The 14266-nt window shown below is 65.1% G+C and carries 12 protein-coding genes, 2 tRNA genes and 1 pseudogene; 6 read left to right on the top strand and 9 right to left on the bottom strand.

Features of this window, described 5'->3' with window-relative positions:
- Nucleotides 1-150: 150 nt before the first annotated feature.
- Nucleotides 151-2661: an ABC transporter permease gene (locus tag EPD66_RS09850; protein ID WP_142848326.1), complete on the top strand. Its 2511-nt coding sequence runs from the start codon at nucleotides 151-153 to the stop codon at nucleotides 2659-2661.
- Nucleotides 2662-2781: 120 nt separating this feature from the next.
- The gene (locus tag EPD66_RS09845; RefSeq protein ID WP_142848325.1) at nucleotides 2782-4389 is read left to right on the top strand and encodes an ATP-binding protein; all 1608 of its coding nucleotides are present in this window, start codon (nucleotides 2782-2784) and stop codon (nucleotides 4387-4389) included.
- A gap of 207 nt (nucleotides 4390-4596) precedes the next feature.
- Here EPD66_RS09845 and EPD66_RS09840 read toward each other — a convergent pair whose 3' ends face one another.
- The 7 genes and pseudogenes from EPD66_RS09840 to EPD66_RS09810 all read right to left on the bottom strand — a co-directional run bounded on the left by EPD66_RS09840 (nucleotide 4597) and on the right by EPD66_RS09810 (nucleotide 11700).
- A complete protein-coding gene (locus tag EPD66_RS09840) occupies nucleotides 4597-6174 on the bottom strand; it encodes a sensor histidine kinase (RefSeq protein ID WP_142848324.1) in 1578 nt (525 codons plus the stop codon).
- 90 nt (nucleotides 6175-6264) lie between these two features.
- Nucleotides 6265-6630: a hypothetical protein gene (locus tag EPD66_RS09835; RefSeq protein WP_142848323.1), complete on the bottom strand. Its 366-nt coding sequence runs from the start codon at nucleotides 6628-6630 to the stop codon at nucleotides 6265-6267.
- 57 nt (nucleotides 6631-6687) lie between these two features.
- Nucleotides 6688-7533: a PHB depolymerase family esterase gene (locus EPD66_RS09830; protein WP_142848322.1), complete on the bottom strand. Its 846-nt coding sequence runs from the start codon at nucleotides 7531-7533 to the stop codon at nucleotides 6688-6690.
- 51 nt (nucleotides 7534-7584) lie between these two features.
- Nucleotides 7585-8241: a class I SAM-dependent methyltransferase gene (locus EPD66_RS09825; RefSeq protein ID WP_142848321.1), complete on the bottom strand. Its 657-nt coding sequence runs from the start codon at nucleotides 8239-8241 to the stop codon at nucleotides 7585-7587.
- 21 nt (nucleotides 8242-8262) lie between these two features.
- Nucleotides 8263-9075, bottom strand: coding sequence for a M48 family metallopeptidase (locus EPD66_RS09820; RefSeq protein ID WP_142848320.1), 813 nt, complete (start codon nucleotides 9073-9075; stop codon nucleotides 8263-8265).
- A gap of 821 nt (nucleotides 9076-9896) precedes the next feature.
- Nucleotides 9897-10154 (bottom strand): annotated as a pseudogene (locus EPD66_RS24810) (methyl-accepting chemotaxis protein); the annotation flags it as partial.
- A gap of 346 nt (nucleotides 10155-10500) precedes the next feature.
- Complete coding sequence (locus EPD66_RS09810) at nucleotides 10501-11700, bottom strand: PQQ-dependent sugar dehydrogenase (RefSeq protein ID WP_185961339.1); 1200 nt, start codon at nucleotides 11698-11700, stop codon at nucleotides 10501-10503.
- A 316-nt stretch (nucleotides 11701-12016) separates the two neighbouring features.
- Here EPD66_RS09810 and EPD66_RS24040 point away from each other — a divergent pair, with 316 nt between their 5' ends.
- The 4 genes from EPD66_RS24040 (at nucleotide 12017) to EPD66_RS24035 (ending at nucleotide 13957) form a co-directional block, all read left to right on the top strand.
- Nucleotides 12017-12160 (top strand): hypothetical protein, encoded by a 144-nt coding sequence (locus tag EPD66_RS24040; RefSeq protein WP_185961338.1) that lies wholly within the window; start codon nucleotides 12017-12019, stop codon nucleotides 12158-12160.
- 15 nt (nucleotides 12161-12175) lie between these two features.
- A complete protein-coding gene (locus EPD66_RS09805; RefSeq protein WP_142848317.1) occupies nucleotides 12176-13339 on the top strand; it encodes a DUF2382 domain-containing protein in 1164 nt (387 codons plus the stop codon).
- Between the two features lie 14 nt (nucleotides 13340-13353).
- Nucleotides 13354-13728: a YsnF/AvaK domain-containing protein gene (locus tag EPD66_RS09800; RefSeq protein WP_142848316.1), complete on the top strand. Its 375-nt coding sequence runs from the start codon at nucleotides 13354-13356 to the stop codon at nucleotides 13726-13728.
- Nucleotides 13729-13810: 82 nt separating this feature from the next.
- Nucleotides 13811-13957 (top strand): hypothetical protein, encoded by a 147-nt coding sequence (locus tag EPD66_RS24035; RefSeq protein WP_185961337.1) that lies wholly within the window; start codon nucleotides 13811-13813, stop codon nucleotides 13955-13957.
- Between the two features lie 63 nt (nucleotides 13958-14020).
- On the opposite strand, the gene EPD66_RS09795 is transcribed toward EPD66_RS24035, so the two are convergent.
- Nucleotides 14021-14096: transfer RNA gene (locus EPD66_RS09795), tRNA-Glu, on the bottom strand.
- 42 nt (nucleotides 14097-14138) lie between these two features.
- Nucleotides 14139-14214: transfer RNA gene (locus EPD66_RS09790), tRNA-Glu, on the bottom strand.
- Between the last annotated feature and the right edge of the window lie 52 nt (nucleotides 14215-14266).

Below are 14266 nucleotides of genomic sequence, written 5' to 3'. Positions count from 1 at the left end.
CCCGCCCGCTCCAAGTCGGCAGAGGGAGCACAACCGATGCTCCCTCTTCCCCGAAAGAGCGTCATATTAGACCGTCCTGGCTGTCGCCGGGGTTGAGATGGGAGATCCAGCCCCCATTCTTCTGAGATGATCCTTCACCCGGGAGTATGAATGAGGTTCCTGCCCCTCGCCCTTTCCTTGGCCCGGCGCGACATGCGAGGCGCGCCCGGTAGCTTCTGGGTGCTGGTGGCCGGCATTGCCCTGGGGGTGGCCGTGATGGCCGCCATCGTCGGGCTGGCCGGGGCGGTGCTGGACGATCTTCGGACCGGGGCACGCAGCAGTGTCGGCGGCGATGTCTCCTTGCGCCTGTTCCACAATCCCGCCACCGATCAGCAACGCGCCTTCCTCCAGGCCGCCGGAGATTATAGCGAGACGGCGGAACTGCGCCCGCTGGCCCGGCGTTCGGATGGCAGCCAGCCGACCCTGGTGGAACTGAAAGGCGTGGACGGGGCTTATCCCCTGTACGGCCATGTCCTCCTCGATCCGGCCTCGCCCCTGGCAACGGCCCTGGAAGAACGCGACGGCTTGTGGGGGGCGGTGGTCGATCAGGCCCTGCTCAACCGGATGGATCTCTCGCTGGGGGACCATCTGCGCCTCGGCGGCATCCTGGCGGAGATACGGGCGGTGATCCAGGCCGAGCCCGACCGCTCGCTGCGCGCCTTCTCGCTGGGGCCGCGGGTCATGATCGGCCTTCCCGCCCTGGAACAAAGCGGCCTCGCGGCACCGGGCGCACAGGTCTACTGGTACAACCGCCTGCGCCTGCCGCCGGGCACCGACACGGCGGCCTGGATCGCCGGATTGGAAGAGCGTTTCCCCGATGCCGGATGGCGCATCGTCGATGCGGCGCAAGGCGTGCCGGGGATGGAACGCAGCACCCTGATCGCCCGCGCCCTGCTGATGATGGTGGGGCTGACGGTACTGCTGATCGGCGGCATCGGCATCGGCAGCGCGGCCAGCGGCCATCTCGCCCGCAAGGCCACCACCATTGCCATCCTGAAAAGCCTCGGCGCTCCGCCCAAGCTGGTCCAGGGCGTCTATCTCGCCCAGGTCCTGGGCGCGGCGCTGCTGGGCATCGGGCTGGGGCTGGCGGCCGGGGCGGTGGTGCCGCTGGCGGCCAGCCTGTGGCTGGAAGACTGGATGAGTCCGGGCATACAATGGCATGCCCTGGCCGTGGCCGCCGGTTTCGGCTTGCTGACCGCCTTGCTGTTCTGCCTCTGGCCGCTGGGACGCCTGCGCGAGATCAGTCCGCAGCGCCTGTTCCGCCAGGTGGTCGATCGCCCCGCCGCCCGTTCCCGCCCCCGCATGATGGCGCTATCCACGGTGACGGCCGCCTTGCTGCTGGTCCTGCTGTTCAACGCCAGCGGGATGCCTGCCCTATCCCTGGCCTTTGCCGTCGCCGCCGGTCTGGTGGTGCTGGCCTTCCTGGCCCTGGGCAAGGGGCTGGCGAAGCTGGCGGGCATGCTGCATTCCTCCTGGCCGCCCTTGCGCCTGGCCTTGAGCAACCTGTCCCGTCCCGGCGGGGCGACGGCTCCGATGACCATGGCCCTGGGGCTGAGCCTGACCCTGCTGGTCGCCCTGGAGATGATCCGCGCCAATGCCGCCCATCACATGGCCGCCACCCTGCCCGCCCAGGCGCCGGATCTGGTCTTCATCAACCTGCCGCCCCAGCCGGAAGGCTTCGACGAAGCCGTCGGCGCCGTCGAAGGCGTGCAGGCCGTCCGGCGGGCGCCCTTCCTCCATGCCCGCGTGACCCATCTGGGCGATGTGCCGGTCCATGCCCGCCCGGTGCCCGGCGATATCGCCTGGGTGATCCGGGGCGACCGTGGCCTGTCCTGGGCCGCCCATCCGCCGCCCGAGACGCGCCTTGTCGCCGGGGCGTGGTGGGATGCCGATTATGCCGGACCGCCCTTGGCTTCCGTGGATGCCCAGGCGGCGCGGCGGCTGGGTCTGTCGGTGGGGGACGAACTGACCCTCGACCTGTCGGGAAGCCCCCTGCGGGTCCAGATCGCCAATCTGCGGGCCATGGACTGGACCGGCCTGGGGCTGGATTTCCCCATCCTGCTCTCGCCGCCCCAGCCGCCGCCCGCCCATACGGAAGTCGCCGCCATCTGGGCCGCGCCGGAATCCCTGGACGCAATCGAGCAGACGGTTCTGCACCTCTTTCCCGAATCCCCGCCGATCCGCGTCGCCCCGGTCATCGCCACGCTGGGCGGCCTGGCCGAACGGGCCGGGGCGGCCCTCAGCGCCGTTTCCGCCCTGACCGCCTTGGGCGCCTTGATGGTTCTGGCCGGCAGCCTCGCCGCCAGCTACCGCCGCCGCCTGACCGAAGCGGTGCTGCTGAAGGTGCTGGGACTGAGGCCGCGTCAACTGATCGCTGCCAGCATGCTGGAATTCGCCCTTCTCGGCCTCTCGGCCTCGGCATTGGCCCTGCTTCTGGGCAGTTTTGCCGCCTATGCGGTGGTGGTCCGCCTGATGCCGGAAAGCGGTTTCTTCCCCCTGGGCGGCCCGCTGCTTCTTGCCGGTATCGCGGTCGCGACCATGGCGCTGGTCGGGCTGGCCCTGTCGCAGCGCATCCTTTCCCGGCCCTCGGCGCCGCTGCTGCGGCGCATGGCGGAAATGTGATGCGAGGAAAAGGTTGACCCGAAGGCCCGTGGTGAACAGACTCCCCCGTCTTTGCACCCTCACCGCTATCTGAGGATGGGCTTCCGCATCGCCGACGGAGGCACCGGACAGGAGATGTAAATGACGATCAGCATCGACATGGGATCGACACCGGCCGGCGTGCCGGCGACGCTCGATCTCGAGGAGCTGCTGGCCACACGCCTGCTGGTCCAGGGCAATTCCGGCTCGGGCAAATCGCATCTGCTGCGCCGACTGGTGGAACAGAGCACGTCGTGGGTGCAGCAGGCCATCATTGATCCCGAGGGCGATTTCGTCACCCTGGCCGATGCCTTCGGCCATGTGGTGGTCGATGCCAGCGCCCATACCGAAAGCGGCCTGCAACAGATCGCCAACCGTGTGCGCCAGCACCGCATCTCGGTGGTGCTGAACCTGGAGCATCTCGAAGCGGAACGCCAGATGCGCCATGCCGCCGCCTTCCTGGGCGGGCTGTTCGATGCCGACAGGGAGTTCTGGTATCCCATGCTGGTGGTGGTGGACGAGGCCCAGCTTTTCGCCCCCTCCGCCGCCGGCGAGGTCTCGGACGAGGCGCGCAAGGTGTCGCTGGGCGCCATGACCAATTTGATGTGCCGGGGCCGCAAACGCGGCCTAGCCGGCATCATCGCCACCCAGCGCCTGGCCAAGCTGGCCAAGAATGTCGCCGCCGAGGCCTCGAATTTCCTGATGGGCCGCACCTTCCTCGATATCGACATGGCGCGCGCCGCCGACCTGCTGGGGATGGAACGCCGCCAGGCCGAGATGTTCCGCGACCTCGCGCGCGGCCATTTCGTCGCGCTGGGCCCGGCCCTGTCGCGCCGCCCGCTGCCCATCCGCGTCGGCAGCGTGCAGACCTCGGCCCGCGCCGGCAGCCCCAAGCTGATGCCCCTGCCGACGACGCCGCCCGAGGATGCGCGCGAACTGATCATGAAGCCGGGCGAATTCGAGATGCCGCCCCGTCCGGCCATGGCCGTGCGCCCGTCGGCCTCGGCCACCGCCGATATCCTGGCCGAACTGTCGCGCCCCCGCCCTGCCCCGCCGCCGCGCCCGACGCCCGAACCCCGTGCCGAAGCCCCGGCGTCAGAAGGCGAGGATGCCGCCGTCGAAACGGAAAGCGAAGAAAGCGCGCCCACGGCCCCGCCACAGTTCCAGGAACCCCCCCGGCAGAGCGACCGTCCGCCGAGCCTGGACGACATCCTGCGCGAGGTCCTGGCCGACCCCGATGCCACCTTCCGTTCGGTCGCCGTTCTCTATCAGGATTTCCTGGTGCGCTGCCGCGCCTACCGGGTCAATGGCCGGGCGCTGGACTTGGCAGCCTTCCGCCGCAAGCTGGCGACGGCGCGGGCGGGCGTCGATGCCGCACCCACCGGCGACGATCCGGAATGGGAAAAGGCCGTGGCCATGACCGCCGAACTGCCCGAGGACCTGCACGGCGTCTTCCTGCTGCTGGCCCGCGCCGCCCGCAACCAGGCGCCCTGCCCCTCCGATGCCGAGATCGCCCGCGCCCGCGGCAGCCGTTCGGCCAACCGTGCCCGTTTCCTGCTGTCCTATATCGAGGAACGCGGCCTGATCGTTTCGCAGGACGATGTCTTCGGCAACCGCGTCATCGCCTTGCCCGCCCTGGGCTGGCAGACGGCGCCCGGCGACCCGACGGCACCCGATGAGTCATCGGACGACATCTTCGACGTGGCATGAAAGGATGGTGCCGCTTAAACGCGGCACTTTCCGCCTGATTTCGTCGGAAGGAAGAGCGTTCTAGAAGACGAACAGATAAAGCAGAATGATGATGGGAATCGGGATTCCGAGGAACCAAAGAAGAATACCTTTCATCATGCACCTCCGTTCTGTTGCAACTTATTAACAGTCGGAAGGCGCATTCGTTCCCTCTGTTCCGGTTTTTATTCAGCAGGATTGAAAGCGCAGGCGGAGAAGACCTCCGGAAGCCGGTCTGTTGTCCTGAGCCGGAAGGACGTTCTCCAGGGTCAGGGCCCCGTCCAGCTGCGCCGCCAGGCTGCGGATCAGGCGCAGCCCCAGATTGCTTTTCTTGCCCTGCCGGACCTCGGAAGAGAAGCCGATCCCGTCATCCTCCACCTCGACGACGATATCGCTGCCCTGGCGGTGCAGACGGACGGCGATCCTGCCGTTCTGCCGTTCCGGGAAGGCATGCTTGAGAGAATTGGAAACGGCTTCATTGACAAGCAGGGCCAGCGGCATCGCCTGGTCCAGTTCCAGGACGATCCGCGGCTCCACATCGGCGGACAGCGTGATACGGTTCCCGGTGGATGCCGCCAGCACGGTACAGAGACGGTTGATGTAGTCGCCCCCGTCCAGCCCGGCGAAATTTTCGCTCTGGTAGAGGATCTCATGGACCAGCGCCATGGCCTCGACCCGCGACAGGCTGTCCTCGTAGCCGCTTCTCGCCTCCGGAACGACCTTGCTGGCTTCCAGCATCAACAGGCTTTGAATGATCGCCAGATTATTCTTCACGCGGTGGTGGATCTCGTTGAGCAGGATCGAACGCTGCCGCAGCACGGCTTCCTTGGTCTGGATGGCCTTGGCCGTCCACCATGTCAGCAGGAACAACAGCGACAGACCGATCACAAGCGCGCTGACCGTCTTGATGGCGTCCTCGCGCCAAAGGGCCAGGACATCCTGCTTGCTGCTGGTCACGATGACGGCCAGCGGCCAGCCGCGTATGCTGCGATACGCCCCCAGGCGGAGCTCATCATCCAGCAGCGAAGTCATGTGTAGCCGTCCCTGGGGGGCCTGCGGCAAGTATTCCGTAATCAGTCTCGTCTGGCCGAAAGACGGCAGCGGAGTATCCCCGTCATCGCGAAGACGAAGCGCAATGACGTTGCCGTCGGTCTTGGTAATGATGATGTTGTCGTTGGGGGCCAGGGTCAGACGGGCATAGACGGCCTCGAAATAATCCCGTTCGACCGAAGCGACCACCACGCCGCGAAAAGCGCCTTGCCCGTCCCGGACGGCCATGCTGACCGAAAACAGCCATCTCTCGCTCACCGCGCCCTTGCGCAGGCCGCTGACATAGACATCCGCCCCCCTGGCATGGGCATGATAAAGAGCCGTGGCCGAGAAGTCGAAGCCTTGCGGTGCTTCCGTGACGCTGCTGGCCGTGACACGGCCATCCTGGTCCAGCACCCAAAGCTGCGACAAGTCGGGAAAATAGTTCATCCAGTCATGGAGTTCCTGATGCAGGGAGGGATCGTGGAGATCGCGGCTCGTCAGTTCGGCGCTGAGATATCTCAGCACGCCCTGGGCCTCGCTCAGGACTTTCAGCGCCTGTTCTTCCAGCAGTTCGGCCAGGACTTCGTTCCGCTGAAAGGTGTCCTCGATATGCGCCGTACGGGTTTGGTATAGGCTCCAGGCGGTATAGATCGTGAAGCTGATGGCACTGAGCAGAGCAATGAGCAGAAGACGCCAAGTGGCATCGGCCCTGACAGGTCGTGAAGGTGTCAACATGCTCCCTCGCGTGACTGTGCCCCACCCAGTCCCCCCGTTCGGCTTAACGCAGATGGGGCTTCTTACGATAGCAGCATATTTACCCCCCTTCTATTGTGGATTGTCCGGCACCACCACCTCTATTACTTTTGTCTGATCTTCGGCCATGGCAGCCAGCAGGGTATTGACCCCGTCCATGGCGGCGGAGATGGTCCAGCGGATCTGGTTCTCGGCCTCCTTGTCGCCATGGGCCACGGCCTCGGGCAGGATCTGCTGCTGCAGGAACGCCGCCACGCCGGCAAAGGCGCGCGCGGTCGAGGCGGCATGGTCGGGGGCCACCGTGAAGCGTCCGGTCTGCTCGATCTGGTCGGCCGCTTTCAGCAGATCTTCCATCATGGCGGCGATGCGTTCCTCGCTCTGGTCCGTCTTGCGGGCCACGAAGCGCAGGATGGCGGCATAGCGGGTATAATCGGACATGGACGGCCTCCTTCAAGCGAAGGGGCTGATTAGCAGCATCGGCCGCCAGAGGCCAGACTAGTTCTGGCCCGCCAGGGCCTGGGGCGGTTCGAGGCTGTCGAAGAAATCCAGCGCCGCCTGTTCGGCACCATCCGGCCAGAGATGGGGATAATAGCGCCCCTGCCGCGTATGGGATTGCTCATACAGGCACCAGACGACCGGATAGGCGCCGTCCTCGTCGCCATAGCGCTGGCACTCATAGGGGCTGTCATAGTCCCCCGCCGGGCGCGGCGGCAGGGCATTCTGGTCCAGCAGGGTATCGATGGCCGCGCGTCCCTCCTCCACCGGCACCAACTCGTCTTCCGGATTGTGCAGCAGCAGCGCCGCGACCTGCCCGGAACATTCCGCCGCCATGATGCCCCCGGCCACGCTGGCGATCCCGCGCAGCACCTCTCCCCGTGCACAGGCCAGGCTGTTGACGAAGGAGGCCCCCAGGGAATGGCCGACGGCAAAGATTTCCTCCTGGGCGATGCAATAGCGCTGGCTGAATTCCTCGACGATGCGGTCGAACAGCACCGCATCCGTGGGCAGGCGCCAGACGAAGGTGCCGTCGGCCTGCCGCAGGGCCTGGGGATAGACGAAGATGGAGCGTCCGTCATCGGCCCCTTCCAGGCGGTAATAGCGGCGCACCTGCTCGGCCGGATTGGTGCGGCCGTGAAAAGCGACGATCAGGCGGTGGGGACGGTCGGGCCGGTAATCGAGCGGCAGGGCGGCGATCAGGCGCCGCTCCTCGCCCTCCACCACAAGGCGTTCGGGCAAGGCGTCCGGCGGCGGAAGGCCGCAACCGGGCGACTGCGCCGCCGCCGTCGAAACGGCGGACAATGCGGCAAGACCAACGGAAAAGGCGAAAAGGCGTGCGTCCATACCCGGTAAACAGACGTTAAAAGGATGAGTTTCCACCCTATCCCTTCGACGTCAACCCGGCTTGACGTAACGCAACATCTTGGTACCGGTGAACCCCGGAATATCACGCCGTTCGGCCAGGGTCATGCCGTCCAGTTCGTCCAGCACCTCAGGGGAGAGCGTGGTACGGAAGCCGATGGCCGAAGACAGGGGCGAGGCGATGCGCTCGACCAGCCGCCCCAGCTTCTTGGCGGAAGAAAAGCGATTGATGATGAAGACTTCCCCGCCCGGGGCGCAGACGCGGCGCATCTCGCGCAGCAGGCGGCGCGGCTCGGGCGTCACCGACAAAACATACATGGCGACCACCGCCTCGAAACTGCCGTCGCGGAAGGCCAGGCGCTGCCCGTCCATGACCGCCAGCACCTCGACCTGGCGCAGGTTCAGGCGCTCGGCCCGTTCCCGCGCCTTGACCAGCATCTCGGGCGAGACATCGATGCCCACCACCCGCGCCTGCGGGCTATAGCTGGGCAAGGACAGGCCGGTGCCGACGCCGATTTCCAGCACCCGGCGGGAAAGGCCGCAATCCATCGCCTGCAGGGCCGCCCGCCGTCCGCGATCCAGCGCCGCTCCGAACACCAGGTCATAGATGCCCGCATTGCGGCCATAGGCCGCCTTCACGGCGGCGAAGGAAGAAAAGCTTCCCTGCTCCTGCGACTTGTCCTGGGGCATGTCTTCCCTTTCGGAACCGAGTCAGCTGCCGGTAGCGGCGCGATAGATCTCCATGGCCTCGGGCATCATGGCCTGCAATTGCTGGATACGCTGGCCCGGCGCCGGGTGAGTGGACAGGAATTCCGGCGGGCGTCCGCCCTGCTGCTCCATCTTCTGCCAGAAGGTGATGGCCGCTTGCGGGTTGTAGCCCGCCTGCGCCATGTATTGCAGGCCCAGCCGGTCGGCCTCCAGCTCCTGATTGCGGGAATAGGGCAGGATCAGGCCGTATTGCGCCCCGGCCCCCAGCACACCGGCGACGATCTGGGGATTGCCGAAGCCCGCCGCGCCCAGGGCCGACGCGGCCAGATCGGCGCCCATCTGGGTCGCCATCTGCGAACTGACGCGCTGCGAGGCGTGGTCCCGTTCATTATGAGCAATTTCGTGGCCGATCACGGCGGCCAGTTCGTCGTCGCTGCCGACGATCTGCATCATGCCTTCATAGACGCCGATCTTGCCGCCCGGCAAGGCGAAGGCATTGGCCTCCTGGCCTTGGAAGACCACCACTTCCCAATTCGAGGGATCGCGGTCCGCCGCCTGCAGAAGACGGGTGGCGACGCGCTGCGCGGTCTGCTGGTACTGCCTGTTGTTCGACACGGGCGTTTCCGACCGGATCTGCTGCCAGGCTTCCAGCCCCATCTCCTGAACCTGTTCCTCGGGCACCAGATTGAGGCCGATCCCGGTTCCCGTCGGCGCACAGCCCGAAATCAGCAAACCGCCGCCGAGGACGACGGCGGCAGCGGCATGACGAAAAACGGGACGCCCCCCCTGCTTGGCGGGCCGTTGGTCTACAGGCATGTCCACCTTCTCCACTCTTGGTGCTGACTTTCAACTTGCCAACATGTGGGTACAAGTGAAGTTCCACGCTAGCGGGGCGCTTGTTCAACGACTCCATACCAGCCCAGACCACGATAGGTTTCATAGCCCGGCGTCAGGGAAAAGCCTACCAGATGCCCTTTGTCATCGACATAGGAACCCGAGGAGGCATTGCCGGTGCGCAAGGGATAGACCTCGCTCAGCAATCCCTGGCTGTCGCTGGCGGCGATGACGCGGTGGCGGCTGTCCACCAGCAAGGCGCGGGTGCGCTGGCGTTCCTCGTCCGTCAGGCGCAGCGACTGGACGATGGTGCGGGCCTGGCTTTCCCAGTCGAAGAAGATGCCCAGCACGCCGATCACCGGCCCGTCCTCCGCCCCGTCCCTGCGCACCGCCGCCGCATAGGTGGCGACCGCCCGGCCGCCGAGCTGGGCATTGCGGCTGATATCGGCGACGGAGAATTCGCTGCCGCTGCGGCTGGACAGGGCCTGGCGGAACCATTCCTCTCCGGCGACCGAACATCCGGGAGCCTGCGGATAGCGGCCGGGCCGTCCGGTGGCGATCACCCGGCCGCTGCGGTCGGCCACCCACAGGTCGAGATAGACAGTATAGGCGCCCAGGATGACGCCCAGCCGCCGCGAGGCATGATCGGCGGCGGCCTGATCCGTCCGGGCACAGAGATCGACGATGGCGCTGTCGGTCGCCCACCAGCGCACATCGCAGGATCGTTCATAGAGATTGCGGTCCATCACCTCGATGGCATAACCGGCGAGATCGGCCAGGCGCGACCCGCGCACCTGCTGCGCCGTCTCCTGCAAATCCACGACTTCCTGCTGAAACATCTTGCGCAAATCCAGCGAAATGGCAGTCACACGCTGCGAAATCTCCTTCACCTCGCTGGCGACCACGGCGAAGCCCCGCCCGGCCTCGCCCGCCCGCGAGGCTTCGATCAGGGCATTCAATGCCAGGATATTGCTGGCCTTGGTCACCGTCTGGATTTCATCGATCTTCAGTGTCGCCAGTTCGGAAATCTTGCTGGCAAGCGCGAGTATTCTCTCAGGCATTCCCGTCTCTTCGATTCACCGGCATGCGCCACACATGCAGGAATGTGCGGAGCAGGACTATGACAGAATGAAAACTCTTTCCGGTCGTGAGGTGTAAACCTCAACTCTTCCCTAAGATGTGCTGCGCTGCACATCTAGGATGAGCATAGTTGCCCATCCCTCCGGACTTGCGCTTCGTTGCACTCAATTCTTCCGGGGTCTTGGCATGATCATGCAGAGGGCCCGTTCGGGACGCAACATCATAATGTGGGGCAGCCGCAAGAAATAATCACCCATCACCCTCAGGTGGAACCTTGCCGCCCACGCCCTTCCCGGCGCGGGCGGCACGGCCTTCCGTAGCGGCCTGTTACGGGGTCTCGGCCACGGGGGCATCGGCCGGGGTCAGCCGCAGCACCTCGCCGTCCTCGTGCTCGGTCAGCGCCCAGATGGAGCCGTCGGCGGCGATCTCGACGTCACGGATGCGTCGGCCCAGCTCGATCAATTCCTCCTCGGCCACCTGATCCCCAGAGATGGCTACCCGCATGATACCCTGCCCGACCAAAGCGCCGATCAGCATGTCGCCCCGCCATTCCTGGAAGGGTTCCCCCTCGTAGAAGGCCAAGCCCGAGGGCGCCACGGTCTCTTCGAAGGAATGAAAGGCCGAGACCATGCCTTCATGTTCGGTACCCACGCCCATGGGTGCACCGGAATAATCGCTTCCCGAGGTCAGATAAGGCCAACCGTAATTCTGGCCGGCCTCGATTCGGTTGATCTCGTCGCCACCCAAGGGGCCGTGATCGACCGCCCACAATTCCCCCGTATCGGGATTGAGGGCCAGGGCCTGGACGTTGCGGACACCGATGGCGTAGATCTTGTCGTCGGCTTCCTCGTCCTGGAGGAAGGGGTTGTCCGGCGGCACGCTGCCGTCATCGGCGACACGGATGATCGAGCCGGCCTGGTCGCCGGGATCCTGCGCGCGCGAGATATTGCGGCGCTCGCCGATCGACAGGAATAGGGTGTTGTCGGCGGGATTGAAGGCCATGCGCCCGCCGAAATGCAGGCCGCTGGAATCCTGGTCCTCCTCGTTCATCTCGAAGATGGTTTCCACATCCTCCAGCCGCGCCGTCTGGCCTTCCTCGACAAGCCGGCCCCGGATGATGGCCGTCCCCGCGCCGTGATCCGAAGGCTTGGCGAAGCTGAGATAGACGAACTGGTTCTCCTCGAACATGGGATGCAGGACCACGTCGAACATGCCGCCTTGGCTGCGGTCGGTTTCGCCTTCGAAGCGAAAGACCTCGGGTGTGCCTTCAAGAGGCTCCGACAATTGTCCCTCCGGGGTGCCGATGCGCAGATTGCCGGAATTACGCTCTGTCACCAGAAAGCGGCCGTCGGGCAGGAAAGCCATGCCCCAGGGATGTTCCAGCCCCTCGACCACCGTCTGTACCTGAATCTGATACTGCTCGGACGTCGTCGTGGGCGGGACCTGGGCCAGAGCGGCAGAAGAAAAGCCTGCAATCATGGTGGCAAGGGCAGTACTGCCCAGCAGCGGTCGAAGCGGGAGCGACATCGTCTTGGTCTCCTGATCGTGAAGATTGGGCAGGTCCGGGGCGCGGACCATTGCTGCCATAACCACCAAGACGACAAAGAGTTCCCGCCCTTCTCCCTTTTCCGAACACAACCAGACACCTGCGCGTGACGCGCGGGCAGACACTTGCGCATGACGTGCGGGAGAGGCCTTCCTTGGCCTTCCTTTCGCGCACCCGCCACCGCCAGGGGTCGAAGGGATAAATCATCCACAAGGATTAAGTAGGGCCGAACCTTCCGGACGGAAACGTGTTGGCGGCATATCGCCCGACGCTCGCAGACAGAAACGGGAGCAGGAAATGAGGCCAGAAGACAATCGCGAACCTGGAGTTGGAGTCTATGGCGACTCCGCCACGCCGACCAAGAAGAGCGGCGCGTCCTGGCTGTTATGGCTCGTCGTCCTTCTCGTGATCATCGCCCTGCTAGCCTGGGCGTTCATGTAAAAAGGAGGAAGTGTAATGGCAAAGACCATCGTCGGTCTTTATCACGGATCTGTTGATGCCCAACAGGTTCTCCATGATCTGGTCGAGAACGGCTTCAGCCGCGACGACATCAGCTACATCATTCCTCAGCAAGGCGATGCCGCCGCCCGCCGGGCTTTCGGCACCACGACCTCGGTCGAACCCAGTAGCGAGGACAGCACCTGGATGTCGAGCGAGGATCTAATGGATGTCAGCGGCATCGGTCCGGTCCTCGTGGACGGCCGCCTGAAGGAACGCCTGAGCGGCGGCGAAAACGCCCTGATCGAAAGCCTGGAAAGCGAAGGCGTGCCGGAAGAAGACGCGCGGGCCTATGGTGAAGGCGTCAAGAACGGCGAATGCCTGGTGGTGCTGCATTCCAGCGACGACCAGGTCTCGACCGGCGCCGACATCATGAACCGCCGCCACGCCTCGCATATGGAAGACCAGCCTCGCCGGCACAGCGAGATGAATGAGATCGACAGCGAGGAAGAACGGCGCGACATGAGCGGCACCGGTCTCGCGGGCGGCACCGGAATGGTCGGCGGCGCCGGAATGGTGGGCAGCACGGGCATGGAGAACCGGGGCAGCCTGGAAGGCCGCAGCAACATCGAGGACGAAACCGGGATCGAGCATCGCGCCAGCCTGGAAGAACGGAGCAGCATCCAGGGCGATACCGGCATGGAAAGCCGGAGCGGCATGACCGAGGATCGCACCAGCCTGGAAGGCAATACCGGCCTAGGAAGCGATACCGGCCTGGAAAGCGATACCGGCACCGAAGGCGGCAGGCTGGAAGCCGCCAAGGAAGAGCTGGAAATCAGCAAGCGCAAGGTCAGCGACGGCGAGACGCATGTCCGCTCGCATGTCGTCGAAACGCCGGTCGAAGAGAGCATTTCCCTGCGCCAGGAAAGGGCTGAGATCGAGCGCAAGGCGGTGGACAAGGAAGTCGAGGACAACGACGACCTGTTCCAGGAACGCGATATCAGCGTCACGGAAAGCCATGAAGAGCCGGTGATCCACAAGCAGGCGCATGTGGTCGAGGAGGTCGACGTCAAGAAGGTCGCCACGACCGAACAGCGCAAGGTGCGCGACAAGTTGCGGGAAACCAAGATCGACGTGGAAAAAGGACCCGGCAGCCGCAAAGGCTACAACAAACCCAACTGACCAGGGAGGCCAGCGTGTCCGACGACGATTCCATCCCCGTGGCCCGCGAAGAGGTCACGGTCGGCAAGGAACGGAAGGAAACCGGCCGGGTCACGGTCCACACCCATGTGCGCGAGGAGGTCCGGCCGGTCGAGGTCGATCTGGCCGAGGAGCGGGTGGAAATCCGCCGCATTCCCGCCGAACGCTTCGTGGATGGGCCGGTCCCCGACCGGCGGGAAGGAGACACGCTGGTCGTCTCGGTGCTCGAAGAGGTCCTGGTGGTCGAGAAGCGCCTGAAGGTGGTCGAGGAGATTCACATCACCCGCGTCACCAGCCATCACGCCCATCGGGAGGAACATCACCTCCGCCGCGAAGAGGTCGAAATCGAACGGAGCGGCGGCGGGACGTGATTCCCGCACCGAACCTTCGGCAGGGCGTCGTGTTGGCCTTCATATCTCCCCCTCATTGGCAAGCCACCAAAAGGAGCCGGATATGATGCCAGACAGAGAAAAGAAGCCCGGCGAAGGCCAGGTCTATGGCGATACCACCGTCACCACCAAGAAAAGCGGGCCTTCCTGGCTGCTTTGGCTGGTGGTCCTGATCGTGGTGATTGCCTTGCTGCTCTGGGCCTTTACCTAAAGGCCGCAAAGCAAAAAGCCGGGCAGTGCCCGGCTTTTTTTCTGCTTTCGCCCAAGGCGAAGATGGCGTCCCCACGGGGATTCGAACCCCGGTCGCCGCCGTGAAAGGGCGGTGTCCTAGGCCTCTAGACGATGGGGACATCGTGCGGCGGAGAACCCGCCGAAGGCAGAACCGAAGAAGATGGCGTCCCCACGGGGATTCGAACCCCGGTCGCCGCCGTGAAAGGGCGGTGTCCTAGGCCTCTAGACGATGGGGACGTCTTCGGCGTGGGCGGGGTTATACTTGGGTGACGGAAAAGCGTCAAGAAGC

It is taken from the genome of Telmatospirillum sp. J64-1, from assembly GCF_006980715.1.
Classification (GTDB): Bacteria; Pseudomonadota; Alphaproteobacteria; order Rhodospirillales; family Magnetospirillaceae; genus Oleiliquidispirillum; species Oleiliquidispirillum nitrogeniifigens.
This window is presented reverse-complemented; position numbering and strand designations above follow the sequence as displayed.

Excerpts from the sequence above, each read along its gene's own strand:
- EPD66_RS09850 (WP_142848326.1), top strand. The coding sequence starts at position 151 with ATGAGGTTCCTGCCCCTCGCCCTTTCCTTGGCCCGGCGCGACATGCGA.
- EPD66_RS09830 (WP_142848322.1), bottom strand. The coding sequence starts at position 7,533 with ATGGACGCACGCCTTTTCGCCTTTTCCGTTGGTCTTGCCGCATTGTCC.
- EPD66_RS09810 (WP_185961339.1), bottom strand. The coding sequence starts at position 11,700 with ATGTCGCTCCCGCTTCGACCGCTGCTGGGCAGTACTGCCCTTGCCACC.
- EPD66_RS09845 (WP_142848325.1), top strand. The coding sequence starts at position 2,782 with ATGACGATCAGCATCGACATGGGATCGACACCGGCCGGCGTGCCGGCG.
- EPD66_RS09840 (WP_142848324.1), bottom strand. The coding sequence starts at position 6,174 with ATGTTGACACCTTCACGACCTGTCAGGGCCGATGCCACTTGGCGTCTT.
- EPD66_RS09820 (WP_142848320.1), bottom strand. The coding sequence starts at position 9,075 with ATGCCTGTAGACCAACGGCCCGCCAAGCAGGGGGGGCGTCCCGTTTTT.
- EPD66_RS09805 (WP_142848317.1), top strand. The coding sequence starts at position 12,176 with ATGGCAAAGACCATCGTCGGTCTTTATCACGGATCTGTTGATGCCCAA.
- EPD66_RS09835 (WP_142848323.1), bottom strand. The coding sequence starts at position 6,630 with ATGTCCGATTATACCCGCTATGCCGCCATCCTGCGCTTCGTGGCCCGC.
- EPD66_RS09825 (WP_142848321.1), bottom strand. The coding sequence starts at position 8,241 with ATGCCCCAGGACAAGTCGCAGGAGCAGGGAAGCTTTTCTTCCTTCGCC.
- EPD66_RS24040 (WP_185961338.1), top strand. The coding sequence starts at position 12,017 with ATGAGGCCAGAAGACAATCGCGAACCTGGAGTTGGAGTCTATGGCGAC.
- EPD66_RS24035 (WP_185961337.1), top strand. The coding sequence starts at position 13,811 with ATGATGCCAGACAGAGAAAAGAAGCCCGGCGAAGGCCAGGTCTATGGC.